The sequence below is a fragment of the Neisseria subflava genome (assembly GCF_003044645.1).
In the GTDB taxonomy this organism is placed as follows: domain Bacteria; phylum Pseudomonadota; class Gammaproteobacteria; order Burkholderiales; family Neisseriaceae; genus Neisseria; species Neisseria subflava_B.
The window spans coordinates 136,311-142,833 of record NZ_POXL01000008.1 but is presented as its reverse complement, the minus strand read 5'-3'; the positions used below and the strand labels follow the sequence as shown (position 1 = coordinate 142,833).

The 6,523-nt window shown below is 49.3% G+C and carries 5 protein-coding genes; 1 reads left to right on the top strand and 4 read right to left on the bottom strand.

Going from position 1 to position 6,523, the window contains the following annotated elements:
* Positions 1-317: 317 nt before the first annotated feature.
* Positions 318-1,130: a cytochrome C assembly family protein gene (locus DBY97_RS09835; RefSeq protein ID WP_107737957.1), complete on the bottom strand. Its 813-nt coding sequence runs from the start codon at positions 1,128-1,130 to the stop codon at positions 318-320.
* Positions 1,131-1,312: 182 nt separating this feature from the next.
* Between DBY97_RS09835 and ffh the strand changes: the two genes are divergently transcribed.
* The gene (gene ffh, locus DBY97_RS09830; protein ID WP_003684000.1) at positions 1,313-2,683 is read left to right on the top strand and encodes a signal recognition particle protein; all 1,371 of its coding nucleotides are present in this window, start codon (positions 1,313-1,315) and stop codon (positions 2,681-2,683) included.
* Positions 2,684-2,849: 166 nt separating this feature from the next.
* Here the strand turns inward: ffh and DBY97_RS09825 are convergent, their stop codons facing one another.
* The 3 genes from DBY97_RS09825 to DBY97_RS09815 form a co-directional block, all read right to left on the bottom strand.
* The gene (locus DBY97_RS09825; protein ID WP_003749428.1) at positions 2,850-3,545 is read right to left on the bottom strand and encodes a thiol:disulfide interchange protein DsbA/DsbL; all 696 of its coding nucleotides are present in this window, start codon (positions 3,543-3,545) and stop codon (positions 2,850-2,852) included.
* 170 nt (positions 3,546-3,715) lie between these two features.
* The gene (locus tag DBY97_RS09820; protein WP_107858213.1) at positions 3,716-5,824 is read right to left on the bottom strand and encodes a TonB-dependent receptor; all 2,109 of its coding nucleotides are present in this window, start codon (positions 5,822-5,824) and stop codon (positions 3,716-3,718) included.
* A 160-nt stretch (positions 5,825-5,984) separates the two neighbouring features.
* Positions 5,985-6,518, bottom strand: coding sequence for an alpha/beta hydrolase (locus DBY97_RS09815; RefSeq protein WP_107858212.1), 534 nt, complete (start codon positions 6,516-6,518; stop codon positions 5,985-5,987).
* Between the last annotated feature and the right edge of the window lie 5 nt (positions 6,519-6,523).

Genomic DNA, 6,523 nt, shown 5'->3' with positions numbered 1-6,523 from the left:
GCGAATCGAATTATACAGTACATTTAGCAAATGTCAACTAAAATTATCGAAAATTTTAACTAACTGTGTTATACTGTCTGCTTCGTTTTCTTCACCGCGTCAGCAGCGAAGAACCGAACTATACGCCCCAAAACAAAACCAGTCAACACCTTTCGCAAAATTATTTCTAGAAATTTAACCACCACCCTGTTTTAACAGGGTTTTTATTTTTCCAAAAACACCTCAGATCTTCCCTATTCTCTTTCCAAATCCAACCCTATTCAATACTAAGGCTGTCTGAAATTTTGGTTTCAGACGGCCTTTTTTATGTTTTCCATTTATCCAATACGGTGAAGGATAATTTCTAGGACAAATTTACTGCCTACATAGGCAAAAATCAGACTAACAAATCCGACAATAGTCCAAACGGCGGCTTTTTTGCCACGCCATGCGGTCATACTGTGTTTCAACAATAATGCGCCATAAATCAGCCACGACATAATACTGAAGATGGTTTTATGCGTGAAGGTCATGGGTTTGCCGAAAACGACTTCGGCAAAAAACGTACCGCTGATAACGGAATAGGTCAATAAAATGAAACCTGCCCAAATACCTTGGAACATGAGTTTCTCCAAACTCAATAAAGGTGGCAAGAAGCTGACCAATGCGGAAAAACGGCGTTTGTGCAGATTGCGGTCGAGCAAAAGGATCAGGATGGCAAATAAGGTAACGATACCAAATAGTCCGTATGCAAGCAATGATGATGCGATGTGCGACAGCGGTAATAAGTCTACGATTTGACGACCTGAAAAATCCCCCGGGAAAAGGAAACCCAACAATAAGGTCAATGCGGCACAGGGATACAATAAGAGTTGTACCCCGCGCAGACAATAAAAGAAGCTGCCCAAACAGTACATCATCAGCATCAGCCAGACTATCAGACTGAGCGAATAGCCAAAACCGGTAATCAATACCCTGTCCTGCAATACTGGGAACATCAATGCTGCGCCATGTACCAATAATGCGCCACTTAAAATTAGCAGCTCGGTTTTCAGCGGGTAAGACTTATTATTGTGCTTTTTATGTTGCAACCAGGAAAATGCGCCCAATCCAGCATACACCAGCATAAGGCAGATTAAGACAATCGGCATAAATATCTTTCTCAATAGAGGTGAGAACACTTGACGGACAGCTGGCAGGGTTTCAGACGGCCTTGGTGCGCGTATTTGTGTTCTTGAAGCATAACTTCGGACTATCGTGTAAAATAATCCGAATTTTATTTTAACAAAGAATGCCCTGTATTGGGCAGCTATTCTCATTATCAAGGATAAGTATGTTAGACAACCTAACCAACCGCTTCAGCAAGGTACTTAAAAATATTCGCGGCCAATCAACGCTGACCGAAGACAATATTAAAGAAGCCTTGCGCGAGGTTCGTCTTGCCCTGCTGGAAGCCGACGTTGCATTGCCCGTCGTTAAGGAATTCGTCAACACAGTCAAAGAACAGGCCCTTGGCCAAGAAGTCGTCGGCAGCCTGACGCCTGACCAAGCCTTTATCGGCGTGGTCAACCAAGCCTTAGTCGAACTGATGGGCAAGGAAAACAAAACGCTGGATTTGTCGGTTTCACCGCCTGCCATTGTTTTGATGGCCGGTTTGCAGGGTGCCGGTAAGACAACAACTGTCGGCAAACTCGCCCGCCTGTTGAAAAACGATCAGAAGAAAAAAGTTTTGGTGGTATCTGCCGACGTTTACCGCCCTGCCGCGATTGAACAGCTGCGCCTATTGGCCGAACAAGTCGGCGTGGACTTTTTCCCATCCGATACCAACCAAAAACCGGTTGAGATTGCAACTGCCGCCGTTGATTACGCCAAAAAACATTTTTACGATGTATTGATGGTCGATACCGCAGGCCGTTTGGCAATCGATGAAGAGATGATGAACGAAATCAAAGCGCTTCATGCGGCGGTCAATCCGGTTGAAACCTTGTTCGTTATTGATGCCATGTTGGGTCAGGATGCGGTGAACACTGCTCAGGCATTTAATGAAGCCCTGCCGCTGACCGGTGTCGTATTAACCAAGATGGACGGCGACTCGCGCGGCGGTGCGGCATTGTCCGTACGCCATGTAACCGGCAAACCGATTAAATTTATCGGTGTCGGCGAGAAAATCAACGGCCTCGAACCTTTCCACCCCGACCGTCTTGCCAGCCGTATCCTCGGCATGGGCGACGTATTGACCCTGATTGAAGACGTTCAAAAAGGTATTGATGAAGAAGCCGCCGCCAAAATGGCGAAAAAGCTGCAAAAAGGCAAAGGCTTCGACCTCAATGACTTTAAAGAACAAATCCAACAGATGCGCAATATGGGCGGCTTGGAAAACCTGATGTCAAAAATGCCGGGCGAACTGGGTCAAATATCGAAACAAATCCCCGAAGGTACGGCTGAAAAAGCGATGGGCAAAGTAGAAGCCATCATCAACTCAATGACTCCAAAAGAACGCGCCAACCCTGCCCTGCTCAAAGCCAGCCGCAAACGCCGTATTGCGATGGGTGCGGGCACGACCGTGCAGGAAGTGAACAAATTGCTCAAACAGTTTGAACAAATGCAACAAATGATGAAGATGTTCAGCGGCAACGGCTTGGGCAAACTGATGCGCTTGGCCAAAGGCATGAAGGGAATGAAAGGCATGTTCCCAGGTTTGTAAGCCGATTTGACAGAAAACGCCGTCTGAAAAGTTTCAGACGGCGTTTTTGTTTTGTATTCAGATTTAAAATCATGAGGCCTTAAGCAACCATTTCTTCTATAACATCTAATATAAAAGGCCGTCTGAAATCTATTTTCAGACGGCCTTTATTCATTCAGCCTTCAACTTATTGTGGCTTTTTCTGCTCTTCGCGTACTTTGTCCACCAACTGGTCAATCGTGGTCATGCCGGACTGCCAGTCTTTAAATTCGACTTGGTATTTGCCGCCGACAATAACGGTCGGTGTGCCGCTGATTTGGAATTTATTGGTCAATTCTTCCATTTGAGCCGCACGCGCTTGGCTTTCAGGAGCCTCAAATGCAGCCAATACTTTTTTGCCGTCAAACGCTGTTTGCTCGGACAGCCATTTTTTCAGGGTATCGGTATCGGCCAAGTTGATTTTTTGGTTAACCATCGCATCGAAAATATGGCTGTTGGCTTTATCTGATTCACCGGCCATTTCCACTGCGGCCGCCAAACGTGCCAAAGGTTTCATTTCATCACCCCACACGACATGCTCGCGACGCATATAGGTATCGTCTTTAAACGTTTTGATGTGCTCGCTCAAAACCGGTTCAAGATGGGCGCAATGCGGGCAGAAGTAGCCGAAGAATTCCAATACTTCGATTTTGCCGGCCTGCTGTTGCGGAATCGGATTGGACAATACGGTGTAATTGACACCTTCGGTCAATGCGGCAGGGGCTGCTGGAGCGGATGTGTTGCTTTGGGCGCTGTCTGCCGGAACGCTGGTTTCCGCCTGTTTGCCGCAAGCGGCCAATGCCAACAGGGTTAATGAGGTCAAGGCTAAGGTTTTCAGTTTCATAGGTATCTCTTTACATTCAAATCAATGGGCGGATTTTATGGCATTTTGTTGGAGGTGTGTTCGATTTGAGTGAAAAAATGTGTTTAGTTTTATTTCAACCTTTATAAAAGGCCGTCTGAAATATGGCTTAGATCATAGCCTTATTTTCAGACGGCCTTTGCCTGATTTCATCAGAAACGGTAATTTACCCGGGCAGTATAGCCGCGCGGATTACCCGGCATGGCATCCGAACGCCAATATTTTTGATTGAGCAGATTGGCCGCGGCAAAGGTAACGTTGACGTTTTTATGGTTCCAGCCGAGCATGGCATCAACTCGGGCAAAGCCGGGAAGCGTGGTGGTTGCTTTTTGGCTAGAGTTGTAGCCGTAGCGTTTACCCGTACCGGTTACGCCGATTTCGCCGTAGAGGTTTTCGGTTGGTGTGTAACGGAAAAACAGGTTGCCGGTAACGTTGCTGGTGTTATTCAAATGGATGCCCACTCGGTCGGGATTGTCTTTGTCTTCAACGACTTTCGCCTGCATCACGCCCAACGAACCGCGCAGATAGAGTTTTTTGGGAATGATTTGCCCGATGGCGGACAATTCCACGCCGCGCGAACGATGTTTACCGCCGACTGCCCAAGTATAGGGATCATTTTGCGCGTCGGGGCGGTAGCGGATATTGAAGCGTTCGATTTGGTAGGCGGACAATGTGGTGCTGAGGCGGTCGTCCAGCCAACTGCTTTTGACGCCGGTTTCGTATTGGCGGGTGTACTCGGGATCGGCGTTGAACACGGCGGAAGACGACGTATCGATGCTCAAATAGCCGCGTCCGCCATAAGGTGCGAAGCCTTTGTTATACGAGGCGTAGAGCGTGTGGGCGGGCGTTACGTTCCACACTGCGCCGATGTTGGGGCTGAATGAGTGACCGCTGTATTGGCGGCTGTTGCCGGTGAGTTTGTTTTCTGAATTGAAGGTGTACTTGTCGTAACGGCCGCCGAGGACGAATTTCAAATCGGGCGTGGCGGAGAAGATGTTTTGCACAAAGATGCCGTAGGAGTCGGCTTTGTGGCGGTTTTGGGTGAGGACGGGCTGCAATCTGCCCGAAGCCGGCCAGCTTGCGCGGTCGTAAGGGTCGATGGAGGCAGTAAAGGCGCGGCTGTAACCCAATGTCGGGTTGCGGTGTTCGCGGCTGTAATCCATGCCTACGGTCAGGTGGTTTTCAAAACGGCCGATGTTGTAGTCGCCGTTGAGCGTGAAATTGGACGACAGGGTTTTGTTGTCGGTTTGCTGCCAGGCGTAGTTGCGTTTGATTCGGCTGCCGTTTTCGCTGCCTGCATGAAAATGGTCGAAATCCTGCGCCGCCGTGCGGTGGGCAAGCTGCCATTGGGCGCGCCATTTGTCGTTGAAGGCGTATTCGAGGTCGGAACGCCAAACTTGCAGCTTGTCTTTGACAAAATCATTCGGGTGGGCGAACCCCATGCGGTAAGGCAGTCCGAAGCGGTCGTACACGGACTTGGTCGGGCTGCGGTCGGGCGTGCGCTCCACATTGTCGTAGGTGTATTGCCCCGTCCATTTCAAGCCGTTGTCGAGTTTGACGGTAATGCTGGGCGAAACCATGACGTTTTTGCTGTCTATGCCGCTGCGGAACGAATTGGCGCGCCCGACTTCGCCGGTAAGGCGGATGGCGACGTTTTTGTTCAGCACTTCGTTGATGTCCATATTCAAGCTGCGGTTTGCCCACGAGCCGTAAACCGCTCCGATGTTGCGGCTTTGTTTGAAGTTGGCGTATTTGCTGACCATGTTGATGACGCCACCGCCGTTGGTGCGGCCGTAAAGCACGGAAGACGGGCCTTTCAGAATTTCCACGCGCTCGATGTTGGCAGTGCTGCGGCGCACTTGTCCGCTCTCGCGCACGCCGTCGCGGTAAATATCGGATGCGTCAGCTTGAAAACCGCGCAGGAAAATGCTTTCGCCGCGCATATCGTAGGCAGCGTCAATGCCGGCATTGCCTTCGAGGATGGAACTCAAATCGTTCGTACCGTAATTTTTGTTTTTCTGGATATTGAGCGTATCGACGGTTTGCGGCGTTTCTTTGATGAGCTGGCCGTTGCGGGTAACGGCGGCTTCGTCGTAGTTGATGTAGCCTTTGAGTACGCTGGTATCGGACTGTCCGACCACGGAAACGGTAGGTAGCGTGGCGGTGTAATGTTCACCATTGTCCTGCGTATCGGCGGCAGCAACAGGGAAGGAAGCGATAATCAGCGTGGGTAATAAAGCCAAATGAAATGGTATTTGCATTTTTATACTCAATTTAACGAAACAGCTGAATTATATTGCCTCATAAAAGAAATGAGAATAGTTTCTTTTAATTATATTTAACATGATATTTGCAAACAAAGGCCGTCTGAAACACATATCGGTTTCAGACGGCCTTTGTTTATTAATAGACATTTCTAAACTACTTACTCAACAGCATTTCCTGCATCAGCTTCATGCCCCATTGCCAGCCGCCGAGTGCGCCGTTTAACCGGCCGGAATGCGGCGATTGAAGCAGGCGTGCATGCCAGCGGTCGGCCTGTTCTTGCGCCCAATCGCGTGGCGTGCCGTTTGTTTCGGCAATAACCAGCGCTGTACGACAAGGGCAACGGACGCGTTGGAACGTATGGATTTCGTCTTCGGGAAAAGCTTCGGGACGCGGCGAGACCAAAATAATATTGGTCAGGCGTTTTTGCGTCAGGATGTCGGCTTGGTACAGCCATGCTAAAAATGCAGACACGCCGGCACCATGAGCCACGACGGCAATATTTTTGCTGACGATATGGTCAAAGGCCGTCTGAATGGCGTGTTGCCATTCGGAAATGGTTTGCCGCCCATCGGCTTCGGCAGTTTGGACAATCGGATAGCTGACCGCCCAGCGGTCTATCCACATTTCCGCTTCATCCGCATCGCGAATCAGAAACAGCGCCATTTCTTCGAGTTCGAAGCTCTGCATTTTCA